Genomic DNA, 23,096 nt, shown 5'->3' with positions numbered 1-23,096 from the left:
GGTGTCTAGAAAAGCTTCGTACATGTTTTCTGAGAAAGTCGGGTGCCCATGGATAGCTTGGGCCACGTCATCAACGGTCAATTCATTTTCCATGATGGTTGCTGCTTCGTTGATGAGCTCTGCAGCTGCTGGTCCAATGATATGAACCCCCAAGATTTCATGGTACTTGCTATCTGCAATAACTTTGACAAATCCTTGAGCTTCATTTGAAGCGATAGCACGTCCATTTCCTGAAAAACTTGATTTGCCGATCAAAATATCACCGTATTGCTTGCGCGCAGCTTCTTCGGTCAATCCGACCATGGCAACTTCTGGATGCGTATAAACTGCTGCGGGAGTGTACTTGAGTTTTGCTTTGCGATGATTACCAGAAAGAGCATTCTCAGCAGCCACTTCTCCCATGCGGTAAGCAGCGTGCGCCAGCATTTTCTGACCGTTGACGTCGCCTGGGGCATAGATGCCTGGTATTGACGTCTCTTGATAATCGTTAACTTTGATACGATTGCCGTCCATCTCTAAGTCGAGATTTTCAAGACCTTTCATCTGTGGCACACGTCCAATAGATAGCAGAGCTTTATCAGCTTGGATAATCTCACCATTTGATAATTTCAAGCTTAAGTAACTTGTCTCATCAATGATTTCGCTCACCCCAACATTTGTCTTAATGGTCATGCCTTTTTTCGTCAAGATCTTTTGCAATTCTTGTGAGATTTCTTTGTCCATTGCTGGAATAATGCGGTCAGCCATTTCGATAACAGTCACCTCAACGCCGTAAGATGCCCAGACCAAACCAAGCTCGATACCAACAACGCCACCACCCATGACAACAAGAGATTTCGGCATCTCACGTAAATCAAGAATCTCATCAGATGTCAAAACACGTGGCGAATCAATGCCAGGAATATTGATACGTGACACTTTGGAACCTGTAGCAAGAATAATTTTGCGCCCTTTGATGATTTCAGAACCGATAAGGACTGTTTTATCAGGATTGACTTTGGCAAGTCCATTAAAAATGGTTACTTTATTGGCTTTTAGAAGTGAACGGACACCGCCAGTTAGCGTTTTTACAACCGTATTTTTAAAATCAACGGTCTTATCCATGTCAATGCTATAATCCGTTGAGGCAAGATTAATACCTCGACCTGCAGCAATTTTAAGGCCGTCTAAAATTTCAGCATTTTTGAGATAAGTCTTAGTTGGAATACAACCGACATTCAAGCAAGTCCCACCGAATTCTGATTTTTCAACGATAGCAACTTTAGCCCCTAGCTGAGCTCCGCGAATGGCGGCATAGTAACCCGCAGGGCCACCACCAACGACAATCAAGTCATATTCATCTGCCGCTAAATCAGCTGCGCTAAAAACTCCAGCTTTAGCAGAAACAGCATTCGGCACTTCAAGACCTGCAGACTCAAGTTGACTAGCAGCTTCCTTGAGACTGACCTCTTCAGCAATCACTTCCCCTTCTGCTCCGATATATCCAATCACTTCAGTCACTGGCACCACATCACCAGCTGGATGCACGATTTTCAAAAGCACACCAGAGTCGTCAGCTTCGATTTCCATGTTAGTTTTGTCGGACATGATTTCAAGAAGAATATCACCTTCGTTCACTACATCGCCTTCAGAGAATTTCCACTCGAGAATCTCACCTGCTTGCATGTCCACACCAAGCTTTGGCATGATAATTTCTACTGCCATAAATTTCCTTTCTTATCTTTTTAATCTCAAATCAGTAGTTCCAAAGGATTTTCCAGCAACGCTTTTAAATCCAACATAAATTTAGCGCCATTCATCCCGTCGACCAAACGGTGATCAATGGTCAAGCTAAGTCCCATAATTGGACGAATCACTACCTGTCCATCAATGGCAACCGGCGTGTCAACAGTCGCTGAAATTCCTAAAATAGCAGAGTTTGGCTGATTAATAATTGGGTTAAAGGACTTAACCCCAAACATCCCTAAGTTTGTGATAGAGAAAGTTGACCCAGACATATCAGCTACTTTTAATTTGCCAGCTTGCGCTTTTTGAATCACATCTTTTGAGGCAACCACAAAATCAGACAAGGTCATCTTATCAGCTCCATGAACAACTGGAACCACCAAACCATCTGGCAATCCCACGGCAATCCCCAGATTGACAAAATGATGCAGCTCAATAGCTTTCGCGTCATTAATCAAAGAGGCATTTAAATAACGATGCTCCTCTTTCATCAAGGTCTTCGTAACCGCAAGTCCAATCAAATCAGTTACAGTCACCTTGTAGCCCGTTTTTGCCATGATTGGCTCTATCAACTGCTTACGAAGCGCCAAAAGATTCGTCATATCAATGTCATAATCAAGCGTGAAAGTTGGAGCTGTAAAGTAAGACTTCGACATGCCTTTTGAAATCGCCTGACGCATGCCAGACATTTTAATCACTTCGATACCATCTGGCACACTGTGAACCTCCTCACTACTCTCACTCTTATCGGCACCTGCTTTAGCAAGGACATCATCTTTAGTAATCTTGCCACTAGCACCAGTTCCAGCGATACCAGAAAGCTCAAGGCCCATATCTGCCGCAATCTTACGAGCAAGCGGCGTCACGCGCACCTTATCCTTAGCAAACTTCGCCACGTCATCTTTATGAATACGCCCATTTTCACCAGTCCCACTGATGCTATCAAGCGCGATTCCACGCTCTGCGGCTAGCTTTCTTGCTGCTGGTGTCGCACGTATCTTACCTTTTTGAAAAATAGCTGGCGCATCAGACGGTTGAGAGAAATCAGCTGATGCTTCCTGAACAGGCTCTAACTGTTCAGCCTGCCCTTCTCCCACCAAATCATCAACGTTTTCCCCTACTGCTCCGATATAGCCGATTACCTCAGTCACTGGCACCACGTCGCCAGCAGGATGCACGATTTTCAGTAGAACACCTGAGTTTTCAGCTTCGATTTCCATATTAGTTTTGTCGGACATGATTTCAAGAAGAATATCACCTTCGTTCACTACATCGCCTTCGGAAAACTTCCACTCAAGAATTTCTCCCTCTTGCATGTCAACGCCAAGTTTTGGCATGATAATCTCATTTGCCACAGAAAGCACCTCCTTTTAATTCGCGCGCCCGTTTCGAATCATCTTATAAATAGCCGCTTTAATCTTTTCGACATCAGGTAGGATAGCTTGTTCCAAAACACTGGCATAAGGCACTGGTACATCTTCACTCGCCAAACGCACAATTGGATAATCAAGATAATCAAAAGCTTCGCTTTCTGTAACCTGAGCAGCTATTTCTCCAATAAACCCACCCGTTTTATAAGCGTCATTGACTAACATCAACTTGCCCGTTTTCTTAACCGAGTTGACAATCAAATCCTTATCAAGCGGAATGAGGGTGCGAGGGTCAACCACTTCAACGCTAATGCCGTCAGCAGCCACTTCATCAGCAGCTTTAAGAACACGCTCCAACATGCGACCATAAGTCACAATCGTCAAATCAGTTCCTTCACGTTTAACGTCTCCCTTACCAAGAGGAATGTAAGCATCACTATCTAGAGAAACCTCTTCTTTCTTGCCATAAAGCGCCTTAGGCTCCATGAAAATGACAATATTGTTATCTCGAATGGCTGATTTTAAAAGACCTTTGGCGTCATTTGCAGTTCCAGGTGCCACCACTTTGATGCCTGGAATATGCGTCAGCCAAGCCTCCAAAGATTGCGAGTGCTGAGCCGCTGAACCGATTCCTGAACCTGATGCTACCCGAAAAGTGACCGGCGTTTTCAACCCACCACCAAACATGTAATTGTTTTTAGCACCATTGTTGACGATGGCATCCATCATAATGGTGATAAAATCCATGAAAGTCACGTCAACAATCGGACGAAGACCTGTAATAGCAGCTCCAATTGCACTCCCAGCAATAGCCGCTTCTGAAATTGGAGTGTCTCTGACACGTTCTGGACCAAATTCTTCAAACATTCCTACAGACGTGCCAAAATCTCCGCCGTAAATTCCGACATCTTCTCCCATGAGAAAAATGGACTCATCTTTTCGCATTTCTTCTGTCATGGCAAGATTGATTGCCTCGCGCAAGGCCATTTGTTTTGTTTCAGTCATTATTTTTCTCCTCTATTTAATGAAAGGCTGCTTAGTCTACCCAGACATCTTCAAAAGCGACTGACAAATCTGGTGCAGGACTATTTTTAGCAAATTCATAAGCCTCATCGACTTCTTTCACCACTTGAGCATCAATAGCATCAAGCTCGGCAATACTTGCTAGCTCATGTTCCGTCAAATAAGTACGGAATTTGACAAGCGGATCTTTTTTCTTCCACTCATCCACCTCTTCTTTGCTGCGATATTTTCCAGCATCAGCTGTTGAATGCCCAAACCAACGGTAAGATTCTACCTCAACAATCGCAGGGCCATTACCAGAACGCACATGTTCCACTGCCTTGCCCATTGTCTCGTAAACTGCTAAAACATCATTGCCATCCTCACAATAAAATCCTGGAATACCATAAGCTTCTGCGCGTGTATAAAGGTGAGGTGTATTTGTCGCACGCTTGATATTCATCGAAATTCCGTAGCGATTATTGATGATATAAAAAATCACTGGGAGTTTCCAAGTAGCTGCTAAGTTGACCGATTCATGAAAAGAGCCTTCGTTGGTTGCCCCGTCGCCAGAAAAAGCCACAACGATATTGCCAGTTTTTTGATAATCTTGGGTAATCGCTGCGCCAACAGCAAGGGCATATCCACCACCAACAATCCCATTCGTGCCGTAATTGCCTTTTTCAAAATCAGCCAAGTGCATAGAACCACCGCGACCTTTTGACACACCCGTTGCTTTTCCAGCAAGCTCGGCCATCATTTTATTCAAATCCATATCTTTGGCAATGCTTTGTCCATGACCACGGTGGTTTGAAAAAATAATATCATCGTAAGATAAATGAGCAATCGCTCCAACACTAGCCGCCTCTTCTCCAACAGAAAAGTGTGTCATTCCTTGGACAAAGCCACGACGGACTAGCTTATTAATTCGCATATCAAATTCACGAATACGCTGCATCTTCAGATACATTTCCATATATAGTTCTCGAGACAAAGTCATCTTTTGCCCTCCAAATATCTTTCTTAGTTAGTCCATTAATCATAAGCTATTATGTCTCAAATCACAAATAATTTAACCGCTTTTTTGGAAGCGTTTAAAGAAAAATAAAAAAGACGCTTGCGGCGCCAGGGATTTAATCATTTTTTAGACAAATAATAACTTTTTAAACCAACTAGAAAAAGCAAGCGGCCGGGAAAACCACTTGCTTCGGAGTTATATGAAAAGTTTTTAGGATGATTATATTATATGATTTTCTTTATTAAGCTGCATCCGTCTTAAGACCTATTTTCATTTTTTAGGCATTTCTTTAAACGTATTGACTTATCTGCAAAAAGTTTTACAATGATAGCAGCAAAGAAAGAATCAGATGGGAGATTAGTTTTTGTTTCAGCACTATAAAATTATTCAACGCTTAATTCATATCTTGTCAGCTCTTGTCTTTATCGTTTCGTGTGCCTGTATTTTCTGGTTATATCAGCATGGTTATCTGACCAATCAGGAAAAAATTCAAGCACTCATCGGTCAAGATAAAGTCTGGGGAGCAATCATGTTCACCATCTTCCAGATGATGCAGGTTGTCGTTCCTATCGTTCCTGCTAGCCTTACTATGATGCTTGCTGTCATGACATTTCACCCAGTAGTTGGTGTTTTAACCAGCTGTATCGGCATTATTATTGGGACAATGATTTTGTTTTTACTGACACGTTGGTATGGAAAGCGTTTCTGCCTTCTCTTTATCAAAGAAAGTACACTGAAAAAATACGAAGATTTGATTGAAGGTCATAAATCCTTTACAGTTATTTTCACCATCTGCATGCTTTTACCCTTTGCCCCTGCAGATTTACTGGTTATGTTAGCAGCTCTCAGTAACATGCCGTTTAAAACCTTCGCTAGAATCATCATTTGCTGCAAACCCATCTCAATTATTGGTCACATTTTACTGCTTTTTTATGGTGGTGAATGGGTCATTCATATCATCTAAGTTCTGGGAATTTTTCTTAGAACTTTTTAGTTATTTTTACAACGCAAACGTTTGCATTATTTGAACTTTCTGCTAAAATAAAAGAAAAAGTCTTTCTCTTTGAGGTACTCTATCATGACAAATGAAACTTTGATGCAATACTTTGAATGGTATTTACCAAATGACGGTAAACACTGGAAACGTTTGGCAGCCGATGCTTCTCATCTTGCCCAAAAAGGTATCACCAAAATTTGGATGCCCCCTGCTTTTAAAGCGACGCATGATGGTGATGTGGGCTATGGCGTCTATGACCTTTTTGACCTAGGTGAATTTAACCAAAAAGGAACCGTTCGAACAAAATACGGAACAAAAGCTGATTACCTAGAAGCTATTTCAGCTCTTAAAAATAATGGTATTGAGCCTTTAGCTGACGTCATTTTAAATCATAAGGCTGCTGCTGACCACACCGAAACCTTTAAGGTTGTTGAAGTTGCTCCAGAAGACCGAACAAAGGTTCTCAGTCAGCCTTTTGAAATTGAAGGGTGGACAAATTTTACCTTTGAGGGTCGCCACCGTGTCTACAACGACTTTGAATGGCATTGGTACCACTTTACGGGCACAGACTATGATGTCAGAACTAGTAAAACTGGCATTTTCCAAATTCAAGGAGACAACAAAGGTTGGGCAAACCAAGACTTGGTTGACGGTGAAAATGGAAATTACGATTACCTCATGTATGCCGACCTAGATTTCAAACATCCAGAAGTCATCAAAAATATCTACGATTGGGCAGATTGGTTTGTTGAAACAACTGGAGTTAAGGGGTTCCGTTTAGACGCCATTAAGCACATCGATTCTTTCTTCATGGGAAACTTTATCCGTGATATGAAAGCCAAGTACGGCAATGATTTTTACGTTTTTGGTGAATTTTGGAACGGTGATGAAAAGTCAAATAATGATTACCTAGCAAGTACTGATTATCGGTTTGATTTGGTCGATGTTCGCCTCCACCAAAATCTCTTTGAAGCAAGTAAAGCCAAGGAAACTTATGATTTACGTCAGATTTTCGAGCAAACTTTAGTGAAAAATCATCCAGATTCTGCTGTGACTTTTGTTGATAATCATGATACCCAACGTGGTCAAGCACTGGAATCAACTATCGAAGAATGGTTTAAACCAGCAGCTTATGCCCTCATTTTACTTCGTCAAACTGGACTTCCTTGCATTTTCTACGGAGATTATTACGGCATTTCGGGACAATTTGCTCAGGAAAGCTTCCAAACTGTCATTGATAAATTGCTTGAACTTAGAAAAAACGCCGTTTATGGTCAAGAACTAGATTACTTTGACCAAGCTAACTGTATAGGCTGGACTTGCCTTGGAGATGACAAACACCCTACTGCTCTTGCTGTTCTCATCAACAATAGTAAATCCACATCAAAGCGCATGTTTGTTGGAGAAAAATGGGCTGGTAAATTGTTCACTGATGCTCTTGGCAACCAAGCTGCGCATGTCCAAATCGATGAGCAAGGCTATGGTGATTTTCTCGTTGCTGAAAAATCAGTCAGCGCTTGGATTCCACTAGCAAGATAATGATCTAAAAAAAGCGATTAGAAAATATTTCTAATCGCTTTTTGCATATTTATATTTATGTAACAAAACAAATGGTCTATCCAGCTTGTGCTGTTTGCATTTGATAATAAACGCCTTGTTTTGTCATTAGCTCATCATGGGTACCGTATTCTACGATGTCACCATCAACCATTACTAAGATACAGTCGGCTGATTGAATCGTTGACAAACGGTGAGCGATGATAAAGCTTGTACGACCTTTCATCAATTTTTCAAAGGCTTCTTGAACAAGGATTTCTGTGCGAGTATCGATAGATGATGTCGCTTCGTCCAAAATCAAGATTTTTGGTAATTTCACAAAAATACGAGCAATAGTCAAAAGCTGACGTTGACCTTGTGACAATGACGCTCCCGCATCAGACAAGTAAGTGTCATAACCATTTGGCAATTGACGAATGAAGAAATCTGCGTTGGCTGCTTTTGCTGCTGCAATCACTTCTTCACGAGTAGCCTCTGGATTACCATAAGCGATGTTATCATGAATTGTTCCGACTTTTAACCAAGTCTCTTGCAGAACCATACCGATTTGTTGGCGGAGCTCTTCAACTGAGTAATCAGCCATTGACACGCCATCAAGGTAAATTGCACCCTTATCAACTTCGTAGAAACGCATCAAAAGATTAATCAAAGTTGATTTACCAGCACCAGTCGGCCCAACGATAGCAACTTTTGAAGCGGCAGGGATTGAGAGATTCAAATGATTAATCAAAGTTTTCTGTGGTGTGTAACCAAATGACACATCTTTAAATTCAATTTGTCCTTGAATCTTATCAGCATCAAGCTGTACTTTTACTGGAAGTGGCTCGTATTCTTCATCTAAAATATCGTAAAGTCGTTCCGCACAGGCAATGGCACCTTGCAATTCAGACAAGACTGATGAAATATCATTAAATGGTTTGGTATATTGAGTGACGTAATTCAAGAAAGTTGTCAATTGACCAACGGTAAAGGCACCTGACATGATACGGAGAGCCCCGACACCTGCAAGCAAAGCGTAAATCAAACTATTGATAAAGCGTGTTGATGGGTTAACCGTTGATGAATAGAAAATGGCACCTTGTGAATAGTCCGCATAAGTATCATTGATTTCTGTGAAAGTATCAATCGCTGCTTCTTGCGCATTAAAGACATGCAAAAGACTTTCTTGACGAATCATCTCTTCAATGTACTGTGTTTGGCGACCACGAGATTTAGTTTGTTTTTGATACAAATGATAGCTCTTATTAGCAATAAAGCGTGCTAAGAAAAGAGATAAAGGTGTCAAAATAAGTACCAAACCAAGCATCAATAGATCAATGTCAGCCATTGTCACGATAGTAATGATAATTGTCAAAACCCCAATGAAAAATTGGTTGAAGACCATCAAGAGACCATTACTTAATTGCTCAGCGTCAGTTGTGACACGACTGACCAAATCACCAGAGCTTTTCTTATCCAAATAAGAAATCGGCATTTGGTTCAATTTTGCCATAACCTTTTGACGAAGATCATAGATATAACCAAAGGTCAAACGATTGTAAATCAATGGATTCAACCACTGAACCAAAGTATTTAGCCCAATGACAATTGCCATTTTCGTGATAATCGGGATAATCAAGGTCAATGATTTTGGTGATAACACCACGTCAACTGCATTACCAATTAGGACAGGAAGGTAAACCGTTAGAGCCACTTGGGCAATTGTTCCAAGAGTCGCTCCAATCACAAGTCCCTTTTGAGAAAGAAGTTCTTTAAACAAACGACGACTTGTATCAGATTGTTTTCTTGCTTTCATCTTCTAGTCCTCCTTTCCTTTTTGGTGTTGTGAGTAATGGATGTCTCGGTAAAGCTCATTAGTTGCGAGCAATTCATCATGACTAGCAAATCCTAGTTGATGTCCCTTATCCAAAAGCAAAATCTTATCAGCAGCCTTCAAACTATTAGTACGTTGTGAAATCAAAATCAAAGTTGTATCACTCAATTGCTCATGAATAGCAGTCAATAATTTTGATTCTGTCAAGTAATCAAGGGCTGATGTAGAATCATCCAAAATAAGAAGCGGAGCTTTTTGAACAATAGCACGCGCAATCGTCAAACGTTGGCGTTGCCCACCAGAAAAATTACGTCCAAAGGCTTCAACTGTCGCATCTAACTGTCCTTCTTTTTCAGAAACAAAATCACTCGCTTGTGCAATATTCAAAGCTTTCCAAAGCGTCTCATCGCTCACATCACCCTTCATTCCTAGAGTTAAGTTAGAACGAATCGTACCTTGGAAAAGCTCGGCTTTTTGCGGCACCACATTGACCCATGAGCGCCACTCACCTAAGGTTTTAGGCGATTTTTGATTTTGGAAAATGGCTAAGCGACCTTCCTGAGGTGTGTAGAGATGTGTAAGGAGTTCAACTAAGGTTGATTTCCCTGAACCAGTTCCCCCAATAACTCCTAAAAAGTCACCTGGATTTAGTTGAAAATCAATGTGTGATAGTGATGGTTCTGCTGCTGTTGGATAAGTGAAGCTCATATCACTCACGCTAACCGCAAAATCAGATGTCATTTCTTCAAGCTCAGTCGACAAGTCTTCAGACTCTTTTTCAAAAACTTCTGTGATACGTTTAGCACTGATAAATGATTGGTTAAGAGAGGTTACAAGCATTGTCATCTTAAGCAATTCACTCAAAATTTGCAAAAGGTAGTTAACCAAGGCAATCAACATTCCTTGAGAAAGAAGACCTTTACCGATTTGGATATTTCCTTGCCAAATGACAAGAACCAAAGTGCTATTAACCACAAGGTAAGTCAGTGGGGTTACCAAACTTGATAAGCGCCCCGCTTTTAATTGCAAGTCAGTGTAGTTTTGGTTAGCAGCCGCAAATTCTCTTTCTTCTTTGTCCACTTGACCAAAAGCTCGAATAACACGAACCCCTTCCAACTGCTGACGTGTCATGTTAACAATCTTATCTGTTGCACGACGAATGCTAGCATAAATTGGATTCAACAGATGTGACATAGTAAAGACAATCACAAATAAAATGGCAACCATGACCAAAAAGTCGATAGTCATCTTAGGGCTGATATTAAAAGCCATGATGATGGCACCAAAGACAATAATCGGTGCGCGTAAGAAAAGACGCAAGAATTGGTTAATTCCTGTTTGGATTTGGTAAGTATCGCTGGTTAAGCGTGTTACCAAACTTGAAGTTGTCAGTTTATCACGGTCTTCCTTACTCAAGCCCATGATTTTTTTAAACAAATCCTTGGTCAGCTGACGCGTATAGCCAACTGCGGCTTTTGAAGAAAAATACTGTGCGGTAATCGCCACAATGACACCGACAACAGCGAATAGGAACAAAAGTCCAATCATCAAAACAAGACTCATCTTGTTATTGCTTGGAATAATCGTATCAACGATTCGCGCAATGATAATAGGAACTAATAATTCAAAAGATGCTTCAAACAATTTGAAAAGGGGACCTAAGACAGTCTCTTTAAGGTACCCTTTGAAATAACGACTTAAATATTTCATATTTCTCTTTTTTAATAAAGATATTAAACTCTAAACCTTACTATTTTAAAATAAGCTCATTAATTCAATCAAATATAAATTAAAATGAACCTCACGCGAGTAGTAAATATTACCACCATTTCGATATAGCTGTCCACCTGAAATCAAAGCCAGAGGATGATAGTAAAAATAAGATTCACCAGTCGTGTTACCAAGACTTGGAGCTACTACATCGCGTGAATAAGTTTTAGCTAAAGTAATTGTATTTTTACTACCGTGCCTTGCAACATAATCAATATAAGATGTTCCAAAGTTATAAGCTTGAACAGCTGTCCAAACATCTACTCCTGCCTCATGGGCTAAAGAAAGATTTTCTGAAAGGACTGTGACCCCTTGGCGAATACTCGTTTTACTATCAGTGATGGAATTAGCAACGCCGTCTGAACTTTCGCTAGATTGCATAACGTCGCCATCATTTCCTTTTGTTTCTGTGTAAATCATTGCCAAGACCAACTCAACGTTGGCTGTGGTGTCATTATCGTCTAAAATCTCTTTGACCATGCTTTTATACTGCAATACATTATGAACATTTTCATGAGTGACGTAAACTTGGTAGCCACAGAAAATGACAAATGCCAGTACAATCAGGCGTTTTAAGAACTTAAACATTATTTATTTTGAATATCCTCTATATTTTTAATCAAGATGGAATAGGTTCCATTTGGATTTTGAATAAATTCGACCGACTCAGCGTCTTCATAAACATTATTAGGAACAATCAATTGAATACCATTTGACAGTGACAATTTTTGATTCTCTAATTTTTTCGTTTGACGCGAGTGGTCAATATCCGACACCTGAATAGGCTCTGGAATGCTCTCTTTCAACTCATCAACAAAGGTTAAACGAGCTGTTAAATTATTGTCAAAGAGTTGGTCCGCCAGCTTTTCAGGTGATAATTCTTGCTCTTCTTCCAAGTTTTTGTGAATGGCTGCTTTCATTTTTGATTGGAAAGCAAAATCATCTTGTTGGAAGTTTTCAGCAATTTTTTGGGCTGCTTGTTCCACCATTTTAATCGATTTTTTGACCGACTGTTCAGGCTGAACTTGCAAGAGATTCTCTGAGAAATAGTTGGCAAAGCTACCATTGTGCTTAATGCGTTTTTCAATCAAATAATAATGATGGTTAACACGATTAATCACCAAGGCTTCATCTGGTGTTTGAGCCGCAGATGGGTAATTATTTTGTGTGATTTTAATCGGACTTTCACTGTCACTTGAGATATGCGTGAAATTTTCTCTTAACGCCACACGAAGGAAAGCAAAATGCTCAACACCGTCTTTATCAAATTGGATGAAGACCAAATCATTTGTCTTTTGATTATCAGAAATGACAAACTCTTCTTTCCAAAGCTGAGCGATTTTAACGGATGATTCCATCAAATCATCACTCAAATAACTAAGAAAGACATTGTCTTCTGAGAACGTTCCACGTTTGGCTTCATCTGAGAAAACTTTGCTTAATTTTTTACGAAAATACTCATCAATACGCGGCGTAATCGTCAATAACTGATCTGACAAAATCAATTCCGTATCATTTGGCGTAAATTGATGAATAACAATGCGTTTAATATACAAATCAATCATGGTTAAGTCTGTCTGAACACTTAAAAGTGTTCAGCTGTTCGTTAATAAAGTGGGAAAGCATCTGTCAATGCTTTAACCTCACGACGAACCTCCTCTAAAATAGTTTCGTTTTGATAGTTTTCAAGAGCTTTTACAATCAATTCAGCAATAAGGCGTGATTCTTTCTCACCCATTCCACGACTGGTAATGGCTGGTGAACCAATACGGATACCAGATGTCTTAAACGGTGACAGGGTTTCAAATGGAATTGAATTTTTGTTGAGCGTAATGTTAACAGACTCAAGAATATTTTGTGCCAATTTTCCATTTTCAACCACTTTAGTCACGTCAACCAAAAAGACGTGGTTATCTGTACCGCCTGAAATGACACGGAAATCAGAGTGTTGATTAAAGACATCAGCCATAGCAGCTGCATTTTTAATCACCTGTTCACCGTATTCTTTGAAAGCTGGATCCAGCGCTTCTTTTAGAGCGACAGCTTTTCCAGCAATCACATGCATTAATGGACCACCTTGAAGACCCGGAAAGACCGCAGAATTAATTTTCTTAGCAATAGCTTCATCATTTGTCAAAATGAGTCCGCCACGAGGGCCACGAAGGGTTTTGTGCGTTGTTGTCGTTGTCACATGAGCATATGGGACTGGACTTGGATGATGACCAGAAGCCACAAGCCCTGCAATGTGTGCCATGTCAACCATTAAATAAGCTCCAACACTATCAGCGATTTCTCTAAAACGTGGAAAATCAATAATACGTGAATAAGCTGATGCACCCGCAACGATTAACTTAGGTTTGACTTCCTTAGCCAAATCAGCCAATTTATCATAATCGATACGTTCTGTGACAGGGTCAACTGAATAAGAGATAAAATGATATGTTTTTCCTGAAAAGCTGACTGATGCACCGTGAGTCAAGTGACCTCCCGCAGCCAAATCCATTCCTAAGACAGTATCCCCAGGTTGGATTAAAGCCATGTATGCTGCGGCATTAGCTTGACTTCCTGAATGCGGTTGAACATTGGCAAACTTAGCACCAAACAATTCTTTAGCACGTTCAATAGCCAAATTTTCAACCACGTCCACACAATCAGTACCGCCATAATAACGTTTGCCAGGATAACCTTCGGCATATTTATTTGTCAGTACTGTTCCTTGAGCTGCCATAACAGCTTTAGAAACAACATTTTCAGAGGCAATGAGTTCAATGTTATTTTGTTGACGAACTTCTTCCGCATGGATAGCTTGCCAAAGTTCGGTGTCAAATGCTTCGTAGTTTTCCTTGTCAAAAATCATATCCTTATCTCCTTTTGATAAGATCAAGTCACAATCTTCTCTCGATTGTAAAAGCCGAAACAGTATCAAATAAATTCCAAATCTAATCTTTTGCAAACGTCAACTCAGGGACACGCGCCAACAAATCTTCTTTTGTAATTGCTCCCTGACGTAAAATACGTGCAAAATCACCAGACAAATCCAAAATTGTCGAGTCAACACCAGTGATGGCAGCATCGTCAGCAAGCCCTTCAACTGAGTTGCCAAACTGCTTCTGAATTTGTACAAAAACTTTGCCACTTTCTTGACCAGAAATATTGGCTGACGGTCCAATGAGAGGACCGGTCTCTTTAATAAGTGCCAAAGTCTGCGGGTGTTTTGGAATTCTAAAACCAATTGTTGATAAGCCAGAATTGATCCAAGCTGGCACACGGTCATTTGCCTGTAAAATAATGGTTAACGGTCCAGGTAAAAAAGCGTCATAGAGTTTTTTTAGATAAGTTGGCTGATTTTTTGAAAAAGCTAAAATCGTTTCGTAATCTGCCACATTAAGATTCATGGCTTTGTCTTTAGGACGACGTTTTAAGTGATACACATGTTCAACTGCTTCTTCATTCATGGCTTGTGCAAAAAGCCCATAGACGGTTTCTGTCGGCAAAATCACCGCACCACCCGTTTGAAGTATTTCTTCCAAATTAGCCATTATCCATCACGACCATTCTATCTTTACCAAATATGTCTTCTAAGACACGGACACGTTTTTGTGGGAAATGTTTGCTAAGCAAAGCACGCAAACCATCTCCTTGCTTGTAGCCAATTTCAAAATAAAGTTTACCATTTTCTGATAAATGCTCACCAGCACCTTCGATAATTTGACGGTAAATAGCAAAACCATCCTCGTCCGCAAAAAGCGCCAAGTGAGGTTCAGAAGCAAGAACATTCACCCCAACTTCATCCTTATCATCATAAGCAATATAAGGCGGGTTTGAAATAATCACATCAAAAGTCCCTGTAATCTGGCTAAAAACATCTGATTCCACAAAATCAAGCGACACTTGATTGAGCCTACTGTTTTCTTCAGCCAATTGCAGAGCAGCTTGCGAGATATCTGAGGCTGTAACTTGCCAGTCAGGTCGCGCAGACTTAAGTGAAATGGCAATAGCTCCGCTGCCCGTTCCAATATCTAAAACACGTAAATCTGCTTTGCTATTTTCCTTTAAAACCAAATCAACCAATTCTTCCGTTTCAGGTCTCGGAATCAAGACACGCTCATCAACCGCAAGCTCCAAATCACGAAAATAAGCTTTTCCAGTGATGTACTGCGGTGAACGATGATCTTCTAGCTGACCCATGATTGACTCAAGGAGCTTCTGATCTGATTCAGTCACTTCTTTATTTTGATGTAAGATGAAATCAAGAAGACTCCAGCCCTTTAACTCACGAAAAACGTAAGTGAGGTTTTCTGGATCTTCTCCAATTTCTTGTAAGTTTTTTTCTAGTTGGCTGATTGTTTCAGCGTAGTTCATTATTTATTTAACTCTTCTAGTTTCTTAGTTTGATCAAAAAGAATAAGCGCATCAATCACTTCATCCAATTTACCTGACAAAATGCTATCAAGTTTTTGCAATGTCAAACCAATACGGTGGTCTGTCACACGGTTTTGTGGGAAGTTATATGTACGGATACGTTCTGAACGGTCACCAGTACCAACTGTTGATTTACGTTCAGCATCTTGTTCGTCTTGAGCGATTTGAGCAAAGTGGTCCGCAACACGCGCACGAATGACTTTCATGGCTTTATCACGGTTCTTTTGTTGTGTACGTTCTTCTTGCATTTCAACTTTGATACCAGTTGGAATGTGAACCATACGAACGGCTGTCGCAACTTTATTGACGTTTTGTCCACCAGCACCTGATGCGTGGTAAATATCTACACGCAAATCTTTTGGATCGATTTCGTATTCTACTTCTTCAACTTCAGGCATGACAAGAACTGTCGCTGTAGATGTGTGGACACGACCTTGGCTTTCTGTAACAGGGACACGTTGCACACGGTGAGCACCTGATTCGTATTTCAATTTAGAGTATACAGATTGACCTGAGACCATGACAACAACTTCTTTGATACCACCGACACCATTGTATGAGGCTTCCATGACGTCAAATTTCCAACCTTGGCTTTCAGCGTATTTTTGGTACATTTGAAGAAGGTCACCAGCAAATAGAGCAGCTTCATCACCACCAGCGGCACCGCGAATTTCCAAAATGATGTTCTTATCATCGTTAGGATCTTTTGGTAAAAGAAGAATTTTAAGTTTTTCTTCGTAATCTTCTTTTGATGCTTTTGATTCTTTGAGTTCTTCTTTTGCCATTTCTTCAAGTTCTGGATCGCCACCAGCATCTTTAATCATTTCTTCGGCATCTTCGATGTTTTGAAGAACTTTTTTGTATTCACGGTAAACGGCTACTGTTTCACGCGTACTTGCTTCTTCTTTTGACAAAGCCATGAAACGTTTGGTATCACTAACGACATCTGGGTCACTTAGTAATTCTCCTAATTCCTCATAACGGTCTTCGACCGCTTGTAGCTGATCATAAATGTTCATGTGTGTTTGTTATCCTCTCTCTTACAAATTCATTTCTTATTTTTCAGTTGAAATCATGGGATTAAAATAGTGTTTACGGCAAACAGGGATGTAAGTTTCATTTCCACCAATTTGAATTTGGTCTCCCTCGTAAACCGGTTTTCCATTTTCAGTTCGCAAAACCATTGTGGCTTTTTTTGAGCAAAATTGGCAAATGGTTTTAATTTCATCAATTTTATCTGCTAAAAGCAGTAGGTATTTTGAACCTTCGAATAATTCATTCTGAAAATCATTTTTTAACCCAAAAGCCATAACTGGTACTTCTAATTCATCAACAACACGTGCTAATTCATAGACATGCTTTTTCGTTAAAAACTGACATTCATCAATAAGAACACAATAAGGTTTTTCTGGTAAAGCTTTGACGTAAGTAAAAACATCCATCTCATTAGTAATTGCAATAGCTTCACGGCGCATACCGATACGACTAGAAACAATACCATAACCATCACGTGTATCAAGTGCTGAAGTCATGATGACAACAGGTTTTCCTTGTTCTTCATAGTTATGGGCTACTTTTAAAATTTCAATGGTCTTACCAGAATTCATGGTTCCATATTTATAATAGAGTTGAGCCAAAAGTGACAATCCTACCTTCTACTAATATTCTACTATTCTACCATAAAATCGCTCATGGATAAACAAGTAGGATAAGCAAATTAACCAGACAAAAACGTCTACACCCCACCAGACTAAGTATTTGACCAACAAAAAAAGCTAAAGCAAATTTTGCTTTAGCTTTTATCACAAAATGTGATATCGGTAACCAACACTATTGAATAACAAATCAACGCACTAAAGAGCGACTAAAACGCCACTCCTTGTGCTGTTAAGTTGTTAATGCTCACTGAAAATTATAACACAGCAAGTCATGTAAATTTGATGACACTTTATTAAAAGAATCACGATTATGTTACAAAAATATTTAAGAAACAGTATTGACGAAGGAAAAACAATGGAGTATCTTATAACATGTTATAAAAAAACATACAAAGGAAAGTCAAAGTGAAATTTATTATAATCACAGCACTATTAGCCATCTTCATTGCTTTATATGCTGGAGATAAAAATAATCAATAGTTTTATGTGCAAAGAATGAATCACGTTAAAAGTTGAAAATATGGAGAAAAAGAAAATGGCATTGTTTGGAAAAACAAAAGAAGAAAAAACTGAAGCTTACCTTGAAGCGCGTGGCGTTAAAGGTTTATCTCAAGATAGTTATGCTCAAGTTCAACGTATTGCAAATGAAATGGCCGGCAACGGGCTTATCAAAGCTGGGCTAGCGCTTTCGTTTAACAACGGCGTTGACCAAACTAAACTTTCTTATTTGTCTGCATTAGTAGAACAAAACTGGCTTTTAATTAATCAAAATCAACAGATTATTGACGAACTTAAAAAATTGAATAGTAAGTAAGAGGTACAATCATGAAAGTTGGATTTCGAAAACCAAGTCTTAAAAAGAGTTTAAAAGCTCGTACTACTGCTAAATGGAAAAGACAAGCTAAAAAAGCTATCATTCCAGGATATGGGAAGAAAGGTTCAGGTTGGATTAAAAATCCGAAAAAAGCAGCTTATAATAAGGTTTACCATAAAACGACATTTGGTTTATCAGATATTTTGAAATTGTTTAAATAAGATTTCTTCTAAAATAGCACAAAAAGCTTGTCTAAACAGCTGATATTTCTTAATTTTCCTGAATTTTCCTGCAAAATATGCTACAATGTTACTATTAAATGATTAAAAAAGGAGACTCTTATGCCATTCGTAAAAATCGATTTGTTTGAAGGTCGTACTCAAGAACAAAAAGTTGAGCTTGCTCGCGAAGTAACTGAAGTTGTTTCACGTATTGCTAAAGCTCCAAAAGAAGCAATCCACGTTTTCATCAATGACATGCCAGAAGGTACTTACTACCCACACGGCGAAATGAAAAAGAAAAACTAATTTTTCATAGCAACTAAGCTTGAGGCGATCGTCTCAAGCTTTTTTACTGACTTAGAAATTGCTTTTTTGACCAGAAAACATTATGCTAAAACTAAGAAACTTTCAGGAGGAAAAGCATGCAACTTAGCCATAGTATTCAGATGATGGGAACTACTATTGATATCTTAATCGATTCTGACACCCCAAAAGAGCACATCGCCGAAGTTTGTCGTCTGCTTACACTTTATAAAAATCGCTTTAGTGCTAACGATGCTGACTCTGAACTCATGGTCATCAACGACAACTCTAGCATCGCTCCTGTCACTGTTCACCCAGATTTATTTGATTTAATTGCGATTGGAAAAAAGCATAGCTTAGCAACTCCTAGTAACCTCAACATCGCTATTGGTCCTTTGGTACAAAGCTGGCGCATTGGTTTTGACGACGCTAGAGTTCCTAGTCCTCAAAAAATTCAAAAAGCGCTAGCCTTATCTAAACCAGAAAATATCATTTTAGATGCGACTAAACAAAGTGTCTTTCTAAGCCAAAAAGGCATGAAAATCGACCTTGGTGCTCTTGCTAAAGGTTATATTGCTGATAAAATCATGGATTATTTAAAATCAGAAAAAGTCACTTCTGCCATGATTAACCTTGGTGGAAATGTCCTTGTTTACGGCGATAATCCAAGAAACGATAAAGGCAGCTGGCGAATTGGCATTCAAAATCCTCAAAAACCAAGAGGCAATCATATCGGGATTTTGACTCTCAAAAATCAATCTGTCGTCACCTCAGGCATTTATGAACGTCGCCTAAAAGTCGGAAGCAAAGAATATCACCATATTTTTGACCAAGAAACTGGCTATCCTATCGAGACCGAAATGGCAAGCCTTACCATCGTTTCTGACTTGTCTGTTGATTGTGAAATCTGGACCACAAGACTCTTTGGTCTTCCTGTCATGCAAGCTCTGGCAACTATTCAAGCTACTCCGCGTATCGAAGGCATTCTCATCACTAAAGATAATCGCTTAGCTTTGACAAATGGCTTACGCTCCAACTTTCAACTCTTACGATAAAAACAAAACACATCTAGGAAAAATCCTAGATGTGTTTATTTATGTCTAAACGCTTATTTTTTTGGTTTTCCGTTTAAAATCAAATTAAGAACAACAGCAAATAATGCAGCAATAACAATACCATTTGTTAAGAACATTTGAACTGTATTTGGAAGGCTAACAAAGAGATTTGTTCCGTTAAAACCAACTCCACAAGCGATTGAAACCGCAGCAATGATAAAGTTGTATTCGTTATTTTGGAAATCAACTTGATTTAGCATTTGAATCCCTTGAAGAGCTACCATACCAAAAAGAACAATCATAGCACCACCAAGAACTGGACTTGGAATCATTTGTGCCATTGCACCGAATTTTGGAAGAAGCCCAAGAATCACAAGGAACAAGGCTGTATAGTAAATTGGACGACGTGTTTTGATTCCTGAAATACGAACCAAACCAACGTTTTGAGAAAATCCAGTATATGGGAAAGTATTGAAAATACCACCAAGAAGAACAGCTGCACCTTCTGCACGGTAACCGTTACGAAGACGTTTGCTGTCTAATTTTTCACCAGTCAAATCTGACAATGCAAGATAAACACCAGTTGATTCAACCATTGAAACAGTTGCAATGATACACATCATAATGATTGATGTGATTTCAAATTTTGGTGCGCCAAAGTAGAATGGTTGTGGAATGTGAACAAGCGGTGCGTTAGCGACTACTGATGTATCAACCAAGCCCATAAAGGCAGCCACAATCGTTCCACCAATCAAACCAATCAAAATGGCAATTGATTTAATGAATCCTTTAGCAAAAATATTAACCGCAAGAACAATCGCAATGGTTACAAGAGCCAAAATCAATGATTGTGCTGTTGGTTTGTCTGAGTTATCACCCATGTTACCGATAGCAACTGGAATCAAAGTCAAACCAATAGTTGTGATGACAGAACCAGTAACAACTGGTGGGAAGAAATCAGCAATTTTTGAGAAAATGCCAGAAATTAAAATCACATAAATACCAGAGACAATCAAAGCACCAAACATGTAACCAGAACCTTGTTTAGCCCCAATGATTGATAACGGTGCAACAGATTGGAAGGCACAACCAAGAACAACTGGAAGTCCGACACCAAAGTGCTTACGTAACTGCAATTGCAAGAATGTAGCAACCCCACACATGAAAATATCAGTTGAAATGAGGTAAGTTAATTGTTCAGCTGAATAGTTGAGGGCGCTGGCAATCATGATAGGAACCAAGATTGACCCTGCATACATGGCAAGTAAATGTTGCAAACCTAGAATAGCGGCTTGTGAGTGTTTTTGTTCATTCATTTCCATATTATGCATCAGCCTCCATAAAGACAACTTGACCATCTTTAAATTCTTTGATTCGAGCTAGAGATGTTACAGGTACACCTGTTTCTTCAAGTAATTTACGACCTGTTTGGAAAGATTTTTCAATGACAATACCAATACCAGCTACTTTAGCACCTGCTTGACCAATAATTTCAAGTAGCCCTTTAGCAGCTTGTCCATTTGCCAAGAAATCATCAACGATAAGAACAGTGTCGTCTTCTGACAAGAATTTACTTGCGATTGATACTGTGCTTGTCACGCGCTTAGTAAATGAATAAACCTCTGCTGTTAAAATACCTTCTGTCATTGTGATATTTTTAGCTTTTTTAGCGAAAATCATTGGAACGTTCATGGCTTGTGCCGTATATAAAGCTGGTGCAATACCAGATGCTTCAATTGTAACTACTTTTGTGATACCAGCGTCTTTATAAGCTTCTGCAAGAACTTTACCAATTTCTTGCATGAGTTCATAGTCAACTTGATGAGTGAGGAAACTATCTACTTTCAAGATATCCTCACCCAAAACATTACCATCTTTTAAGATGCGATCTTCCAATAATTTCATGGATTCTCCTTTTGAAAAATTTTTAAAATCGGATTGTTAAAACAAACAACTTACTATGAAACTTTTCAAGCGTCATTAAACAAAGACAGATTGCATAAAAAGAGGTGTTTACGAATTGTAAACACCTCTTGCAAAACTCGGTCACATTTCTACAGGTATGCAAAAATGTTTTCTCAGACAGCAACTGAGAATTGACTTATTGTTAGACATTACGGTGTCTTGTAGAAACGCTACGCCTATTCGTAGCATAAATAAGTAATATTGAATTTTAACCATCACATTAATGATAGAACTATTGTATCATTTTAAACTTGGATTTCAAGATGACATTGGTCCTATTATTAAAGAAGTAATATTCTGAAAATAATGACAACTTTCCTGTTCTAAATTGAATCACCATTCCAGATTGAATTTTTAACGATAACATAATCAACACGTGTCAAGGCATGCAAATCACGACCACCAGCGTATGAAATTGAGCTTTGAAGATCTTCTTGCATTTCAACAAGTGTGTCTTTTAGATGTCCTTTGACAGGGAGTAAGATTTTCTTACCTTCAACGTTTTTGTGTTCTCCTTTTTGGTACTCAGAAGCAGAACCGTAGTATTCTTTATATTGTTTTCCATCTACTTCTACCAATTTTCCTGGGCTTTCTAAGTGTCCAGCAAAGAGAGAACCAATCATAACCATTGTCGCACCAAAACGAATAGATTTGGCAATGTCACCGTGAGTACGAATACCACCATCAGCGATAATTGGTTTACGAGCTGCTTTTGCGCACCAACGTAGTGCTGCTAATTGCCAGCCGCCTGTTCCAAAACCAGTTTTCACTTTTGTGATACAAACTTTACCAGGACCAATCCCAACTTTTGTGGCATCAGCACCTGCATTTTCCAACTCACGAACAGCCTCAGGTGTTCCAACATTACCAGCGATAACAAAAGTATCTGGCAATTCTTTTTTAATGTGCTTAATCATCTCAATGACACTATCAGAATGTCCATGAGCGATATCAATGGTAATGAATTCCGGCGCATCATCTTTTAAGCTTGAGACAAAGTCGTACTCATAATCTTTAACACCTACTGAGATTGAAGCAATCAAGCCTTGGTCATGCATGCGTTTGACAAAAGGTTTTCGAGAAGCTTCGTCAAAACGATGCATAATGTAAAAGTAACCATTTTTAGCAAGCTTTTCAGCGATATCTTCATCGATAATCGTCTGCATATTAGCAGGAACAACTGGCAATTTAAAGGTATAATCACCAAGTGTTACATGCGTATCAGCTTCCGAACGGCTTTTAATGATACATTTGTTAGGAATGAGTTGAATATCTTCATAATCAAAGACAGGCATTTCGTTATACATATCAATTTCTCCGTGGTCTTTGTGTCAGTGAACACTCAGACAAGGTCAAAGGACAATCTAAAAAGGTCACCTTTTCTCTGTCAGAGTAGCTCAAAAACA

21 protein-coding genes, 2 pseudogenes and 1 riboswitch are annotated in these 23,096 nt (G+C 39.3%); of the genes and pseudogenes, 6 read left to right on the top strand and 17 right to left on the bottom strand.

Annotated elements, in window-relative coordinates; genetic code table 11:
* The 5 genes and pseudogenes from lpdA to SFC32_RS05630 all read right to left on the bottom strand — a co-directional run.
* Window positions 1-1,704: dihydrolipoyl dehydrogenase (gene lpdA / locus SFC32_RS05650; RefSeq protein WP_411216633.1), on the bottom strand; the 1,704-nt coding region annotated here is incomplete at its 3' end.
* A gap of 26 nt (window positions 1,705-1,730) precedes the next feature.
* Window positions 1,731-2,729 (bottom strand): annotated as a pseudogene (locus tag SFC32_RS05645) (dihydrolipoamide acetyltransferase); the annotation flags it as partial.
* A gap of 183 nt (window positions 2,730-2,912) precedes the next feature.
* A pseudogene (locus SFC32_RS05640) lies at window positions 2,913-3,041 on the bottom strand (biotin/lipoyl-containing protein); the annotation flags it as partial.
* A 54-nt stretch (window positions 3,042-3,095) separates the two neighbouring features.
* A complete protein-coding gene (locus SFC32_RS05635; RefSeq protein ID WP_411050107.1) occupies window positions 3,096-4,100 on the bottom strand; it encodes an alpha-ketoacid dehydrogenase subunit beta in 1,005 nt (334 codons plus the stop codon).
* Window positions 4,101-4,131: 31 nt separating this feature from the next.
* Window positions 4,132-5,097: a thiamine pyrophosphate-dependent dehydrogenase E1 component subunit alpha gene (locus tag SFC32_RS05630; RefSeq protein WP_039696949.1), complete on the bottom strand. Its 966-nt coding sequence runs from the start codon at window positions 5,095-5,097 to the stop codon at window positions 4,132-4,134.
* 382 nt (window positions 5,098-5,479) lie between these two features.
* On the opposite strand from SFC32_RS05630, the gene SFC32_RS05625 reads away from it, so the two are divergent.
* Window positions 5,480-6,079 carry a TVP38/TMEM64 family protein gene (locus SFC32_RS05625; RefSeq protein ID WP_411050106.1) on the top strand — a complete coding sequence of 200 codons (600 nt, stop codon included), beginning with the start codon at window positions 5,480-5,482 and terminating at the stop codon, window positions 6,077-6,079.
* 114 nt (window positions 6,080-6,193) lie between these two features.
* Window positions 6,194-7,651 (top strand): alpha-amylase, encoded by a 1,458-nt coding sequence (locus SFC32_RS05620; protein WP_411050105.1) that lies wholly within the window; start codon window positions 6,194-6,196, stop codon window positions 7,649-7,651.
* A gap of 76 nt (window positions 7,652-7,727) precedes the next feature.
* Here the strand turns inward: SFC32_RS05620 and SFC32_RS05615 are convergent, their stop codons facing one another.
* The 9 genes from SFC32_RS05615 to SFC32_RS05575 form a co-directional block, all read right to left on the bottom strand.
* Window positions 7,728-9,464 carry an ABC transporter ATP-binding protein gene (locus SFC32_RS05615; RefSeq protein ID WP_411050104.1) on the bottom strand — a complete coding sequence of 579 codons (1,737 nt, stop codon included), beginning with the start codon at window positions 9,462-9,464 and terminating at the stop codon, window positions 7,728-7,730.
* Between the two features lie 3 nt (window positions 9,465-9,467).
* Window positions 9,468-11,192, bottom strand: coding sequence for an ABC transporter ATP-binding protein (locus tag SFC32_RS05610; protein WP_411050103.1), 1,725 nt, complete (start codon window positions 11,190-11,192; stop codon window positions 9,468-9,470).
* A 45-nt stretch (window positions 11,193-11,237) separates the two neighbouring features.
* Window positions 11,238-11,840, bottom strand: a complete 603-nt coding sequence (locus SFC32_RS05605; protein ID WP_074601803.1) for a lysozyme family protein — start codon at window positions 11,838-11,840, stop codon at window positions 11,238-11,240.
* On the bottom strand, window positions 11,840-12,817 hold the full coding sequence (locus tag SFC32_RS05600; RefSeq protein ID WP_039696955.1) for a nucleoid-associated protein: 978 nt from the start codon (window positions 12,815-12,817) through the stop codon (window positions 11,840-11,842). Before SFC32_RS05600 ends, SFC32_RS05605 begins: the two co-directional genes overlap by 1 nt.
* Window positions 12,818-12,858: 41 nt before the next feature.
* Window positions 12,859-14,109, bottom strand: a complete 1,251-nt coding sequence (gene glyA, locus SFC32_RS05595; RefSeq protein ID WP_074964709.1) for a serine hydroxymethyltransferase — start codon at window positions 14,107-14,109, stop codon at window positions 12,859-12,861.
* Between the two features lie 82 nt (window positions 14,110-14,191).
* On the bottom strand, window positions 14,192-14,791 hold the full coding sequence (locus SFC32_RS05590) for an L-threonylcarbamoyladenylate synthase (RefSeq protein ID WP_074625803.1): 600 nt from the start codon (window positions 14,789-14,791) through the stop codon (window positions 14,192-14,194).
* Window positions 14,784-15,614 (bottom strand): peptide chain release factor N(5)-glutamine methyltransferase, encoded by an 831-nt coding sequence (gene prmC, locus SFC32_RS05585; protein WP_411050102.1) that lies wholly within the window; start codon window positions 15,612-15,614, stop codon window positions 14,784-14,786. Before prmC ends, SFC32_RS05590 begins: the two co-directional genes overlap by 8 nt.
* On the bottom strand, window positions 15,614-16,693 hold the full coding sequence (gene prfA / locus SFC32_RS05580; RefSeq protein ID WP_411050101.1) for a peptide chain release factor 1: 1,080 nt from the start codon (window positions 16,691-16,693) through the stop codon (window positions 15,614-15,616). Before prfA ends, prmC begins: the two co-directional genes overlap by 1 nt.
* Window positions 16,694-16,729: 36 nt before the next feature.
* On the bottom strand, window positions 16,730-17,311 hold the full coding sequence (locus SFC32_RS05575) for a thymidine kinase (RefSeq protein WP_411050109.1): 582 nt from the start codon (window positions 17,309-17,311) through the stop codon (window positions 16,730-16,732).
* Window positions 17,312-17,867: 556 nt separating this feature from the next.
* Here SFC32_RS05575 and SFC32_RS05570 point away from each other — a divergent pair.
* The 4 genes from SFC32_RS05570 (at window position 17,868) to SFC32_RS05555 (ending at window position 19,725) form a co-directional block, all read left to right on the top strand.
* Window positions 17,868-18,146 (top strand): hypothetical protein, encoded by a 279-nt coding sequence (locus SFC32_RS05570; RefSeq protein ID WP_074625806.1) that lies wholly within the window; start codon window positions 17,868-17,870, stop codon window positions 18,144-18,146.
* 11 nt (window positions 18,147-18,157) lie between these two features.
* Complete coding sequence (locus tag SFC32_RS05565) at window positions 18,158-18,367, top strand: hypothetical protein (protein WP_074560026.1); 210 nt, start codon at window positions 18,158-18,160, stop codon at window positions 18,365-18,367.
* 120 nt (window positions 18,368-18,487) lie between these two features.
* On the top strand, window positions 18,488-18,673 hold the full coding sequence (locus tag SFC32_RS05560) for a 4-oxalocrotonate tautomerase (protein WP_002888803.1): 186 nt from the start codon (window positions 18,488-18,490) through the stop codon (window positions 18,671-18,673).
* Window positions 18,674-18,789: 116 nt separating this feature from the next.
* Complete coding sequence (locus SFC32_RS05555; protein WP_411050047.1) at window positions 18,790-19,725, top strand: FAD:protein FMN transferase; 936 nt, start codon at window positions 18,790-18,792, stop codon at window positions 19,723-19,725.
* Window positions 19,726-19,778: 53 nt separating this feature from the next.
* Here SFC32_RS05555 and SFC32_RS05550 read toward each other — a convergent pair whose 3' ends face one another.
* From SFC32_RS05550 to guaC, 3 genes are all read right to left on the bottom strand, one after another.
* On the bottom strand, window positions 19,779-21,056 hold the full coding sequence (locus tag SFC32_RS05550) for a nucleobase:cation symporter-2 family protein (RefSeq protein ID WP_074563550.1): 1,278 nt from the start codon (window positions 21,054-21,056) through the stop codon (window positions 19,779-19,781).
* The gene (locus tag SFC32_RS05545; RefSeq protein ID WP_039696962.1) at window positions 21,049-21,630 is read right to left on the bottom strand and encodes a xanthine phosphoribosyltransferase; all 582 of its coding nucleotides are present in this window, start codon (window positions 21,628-21,630) and stop codon (window positions 21,049-21,051) included. Before SFC32_RS05545 ends, SFC32_RS05550 begins: the two co-directional genes overlap by 8 nt.
* A 179-nt stretch (window positions 21,631-21,809) precedes the next feature.
* A riboswitch (purine riboswitch) is annotated at window positions 21,810-21,905 on the bottom strand.
* A 108-nt stretch (window positions 21,906-22,013) separates the two neighbouring features.
* Entirely contained in the window at window positions 22,014-22,997 is a 984-nt protein-coding gene (gene guaC, locus SFC32_RS05540) for a GMP reductase (protein WP_039696963.1), read from the bottom strand.
* Window positions 22,998-23,096: the final 99 nt, after the last annotated feature.

Origin of the sequence: Streptococcus sp. TATVAM-FAB8, assembly GCF_046592795.1 — a bacterium.
GTDB classification, from domain to species: domain Bacteria; phylum Bacillota; class Bacilli; order Lactobacillales; family Streptococcaceae; genus Streptococcus; species Streptococcus ruminicola.
Note: the sequence above shows the minus strand (reverse complement) of the source record. Positions and strands in the feature narration are given on the sequence as shown.

Bases quoted from the DNA above. Each gene is read 5' to 3' on its own strand.
- SFC32_RS05635 (WP_411050107.1), bottom strand. From the start codon at position 4,100: ATGACTGAAACAAAACAAATGGCCTTGCGCGAGGCAATCAATCTTGCC.
- SFC32_RS05630 (WP_039696949.1), bottom strand. From the start codon at position 5,097: ATGACTTTGTCTCGAGAACTATATATGGAAATGTATCTGAAGATGCAG.
- SFC32_RS05620 (WP_411050105.1), top strand. From the start codon at position 6,194: ATGACAAATGAAACTTTGATGCAATACTTTGAATGGTATTTACCAAAT.
- SFC32_RS05615 (WP_411050104.1), bottom strand. From the start codon at position 9,464: ATGAAAGCAAGAAAACAATCTGATACAAGTCGTCGTTTGTTTAAAGAA.
- SFC32_RS05610 (WP_411050103.1), bottom strand. From the start codon at position 11,192: ATGAAATATTTAAGTCGTTATTTCAAAGGGTACCTTAAAGAGACTGTC.
- SFC32_RS05605 (WP_074601803.1), bottom strand. From the start codon at position 11,840: ATGTTTAAGTTCTTAAAACGCCTGATTGTACTGGCATTTGTCATTTTC.
- SFC32_RS05600 (WP_039696955.1), bottom strand. From the start codon at position 12,817: ATGATTGATTTGTATATTAAACGCATTGTTATTCATCAATTTACGCCA.
- glyA (WP_074964709.1), bottom strand. From the start codon at position 14,109: ATGATTTTTGACAAGGAAAACTACGAAGCATTTGACACCGAACTTTGG.
- SFC32_RS05590 (WP_074625803.1), bottom strand. From the start codon at position 14,791: ATGGCTAATTTGGAAGAAATACTTCAAACGGGTGGTGCGGTGATTTTG.
- prmC (WP_411050102.1), bottom strand. From the start codon at position 15,614: ATGAACTACGCTGAAACAATCAGCCAACTAGAAAAAAACTTACAAGAA.
- prfA (WP_411050101.1), bottom strand. From the start codon at position 16,693: ATGAACATTTATGATCAGCTACAAGCGGTCGAAGACCGTTATGAGGAA.
- SFC32_RS05570 (WP_074625806.1), top strand. From the start codon at position 17,868: ATGGCATTGTTTGGAAAAACAAAAGAAGAAAAAACTGAAGCTTACCTT.
- SFC32_RS05565 (WP_074560026.1), top strand. From the start codon at position 18,158: ATGAAAGTTGGATTTCGAAAACCAAGTCTTAAAAAGAGTTTAAAAGCT.
- SFC32_RS05560 (WP_002888803.1), top strand. From the start codon at position 18,488: ATGCCATTCGTAAAAATCGATTTGTTTGAAGGTCGTACTCAAGAACAA.
- SFC32_RS05555 (WP_411050047.1), top strand. From the start codon at position 18,790: ATGCAACTTAGCCATAGTATTCAGATGATGGGAACTACTATTGATATC.
- SFC32_RS05550 (WP_074563550.1), bottom strand. From the start codon at position 21,056: ATGCATAATATGGAAATGAATGAACAAAAACACTCACAAGCCGCTATT.
- SFC32_RS05545 (WP_039696962.1), bottom strand. From the start codon at position 21,630: ATGAAATTATTGGAAGATCGCATCTTAAAAGATGGTAATGTTTTGGGT.
- guaC (WP_039696963.1), bottom strand. From the start codon at position 22,997: ATGTATAACGAAATGCCTGTCTTTGATTATGAAGATATTCAACTCATT.